Below are 2200 nucleotides of genomic sequence, written 5' to 3' on the forward strand. Positions count from 1 at the left end.
AGACAACAAATTAGCCTAACAAGTCCAAAGCTTTAAGCCTCTCTCGTGCTAAAAGATATCTTGCACGAACGTCATCAATTTGCTGTTGCGTTAATTTATTACCGAAAGTACGAAGTCCACCATCCTTATCGTCATGATGAATTCCAAATGCGCACTTAAGGTACTCCATAAGTAGCGGTTGAGCATCCAAGTAAGAGATGGAATTCATAGCCTGAGAAATTTTGTTAGCCTCAGCCCATTCCCCTTTATTTACATACTCCTGCATCGTCACACTCGCTTTTGGAAAGATACAACCTACACCTGTGATCCCGCCACATGCTCCTGCTAGTCCGGCATGCACAGTGACAGTGTCTACACCTGCCAAAATTTTTGCATCTTTGTTTTCTAGCATTATCGTCTCAATGATTGAAACATCTGACGTCGATATTTTTAACGCAGTTACTTCAGGAAGCGCAGCAAGTTTTTTAAGAAGCTCGGTTGAGAGCGCATGGTAGCCAGCTGCATCTGGGTTGTTATAAGGCATAATTGTAATGCCAGCCTCTTTAGCGGCTGTTGCACAAAGCGCATAATATGCATACATATCTTCATCACTAGGTGCTTCTTTGGTTTTTGGTGGCATAACCATGACAGTATCTACGCCAACAGATGCAAGTTGCTTTACAATTTCAGCTATTTCTTCTTTCGTTTCTGCCGCAGCACCACTGATCAGTGGCACACCGTATTCTTTTGCAACATCAGAAAGAGCTTCAAGTAAAGAAAGACGCTGATCAACACTTAGATAACTATTTTCACCTAATGTGCCTGAGCCAACAAGCCCCCCCATTCTACTACCGCCTTTCCCTTGTACTTTTAAAATTTCTGCAGCGTATTTCTTTGTTGTATCAAAGTCTATTTCAAATGATCCAGATTCAGACTCTTTTAGCCATGTGAATACGGCCGGCATAACTGAAAAGCGCCAATCTGTGTTCGTTGTTTTCATCATATTTCCTGTGCTTAAAGGTAACTCCTATAAATATTAACACAAATAGAATATTGTATACAATATTCTATTTGTGTTAATTCTCTTGTAATTTGTGAAGCTTAAGCAGTGGTGATTAATTTATGCCATAGTGTGATTAGTCTGGTGAACTGAATTAAACAGTGCCAATTATTGGCACCATTTACCTTGCTTTTGAGCAATTAGTAATAAGTGTGCTGCGCTCCATGAAAAGTTAGGCGCTCCTTGTTGCTCACCATTAAGCGGATTATAATTCTCACGTATTGGCGCATTAGAAAGCAAACCATTGGCATGATTTAATAGCTTTTCACTTAATTGCTGAGCTTGTTTGCAATAACCGTAATGACTCATACCTGCTAACCCAAAGTAAGCTTGATCAAGCCATACTCGTCCACGCCAATAAATATCCGCACCGAAAGCCGGATTAGTCAGCGCAGCACTGCCAAGCGGAACGTAAGTATTAAACTCATTGTTATCAAGCATTGTTTTTACCACATCACTGGCCTGTTCCATACTCGCTACTTGATTAAACAACGGTGACCACCCTTCAGGACCTTTGCCTCTTTTTACTAAAGTCCTCCCAGCGCAACCATTCGCTAAGGGGGTATCTGCTATTTCAATGTCGTAGTAGAAGCCTGTATTTTTATCAAACATGCACCGATTGATATAATCCCTTAACTGAGCGGCTTGCCTTAAAAAGTAACTTGCTTGGTGCGGTAACTTAAGCTGCTTCGCTATTTTACTTAAATAACGGTTATCAGCAGCCATATAAGAGGCTTGATCCACAGATTCTTGCAATAATGAATACCCAACTAATGTACCTGTATCATTACGATTTTCTGCAAAACCAACGTGCCAGTCACCACGAATCCCGCCGTTTTTTATATAACGATTTAACTGTTGATTATTTATAAAACCAAACACAGCAGCATCATCACGACCAGATTCCCAAGATGCGGCTGTTTGTGCCGGAACTTTAATTTCTAAGGTTGCTTCATCGTTTAGGTAAGTCCTATAGTTTTTTAAGCCACTTCTTGTTCGCCAACCTGCCGAGGTTTTTACATTAAATAATAACTTGCCGTCACGAGTATTATGAGCTTTATCAACCGTGGCACCATACTCTGGCACACCGTTTTTATTATGATCACGATTGCGTAGCCACCATCCACGATAAGCAACTAGTTTAGGGTATATGTGGGCGAC

2 protein-coding genes are annotated in these 2200 nt (G+C 40.9%); both read right to left on the reverse strand.

Annotated elements, in window-relative coordinates:
• Positions 1 to 10: 10 nt before the first annotated feature.
• The gene (locus CWB80_RS21975) at positions 11 to 979 is read right to left on the reverse strand and encodes a dihydrodipicolinate synthase family protein (RefSeq protein WP_119853819.1); all 969 of its coding nucleotides are present in this window, start codon (positions 977 to 979) and stop codon (positions 11 to 13) included.
• Positions 980 to 1147: 168 nt separating this feature from the next.
• Positions 1148 to 2200, reverse strand: a 1053-nt coding sequence (locus CWB80_RS21980) for an MGH1-like glycoside hydrolase domain-containing protein (protein ID WP_283235117.1), incomplete at its 5' end; no start/stop codon positions are given.

The sequence above is a fragment of the Pseudoalteromonas sp. S1650 genome, assembly GCF_005887195.1.
GTDB classification, from domain to species: Bacteria; Pseudomonadota; Gammaproteobacteria; order Enterobacterales; family Alteromonadaceae; genus Pseudoalteromonas; species Pseudoalteromonas simplex.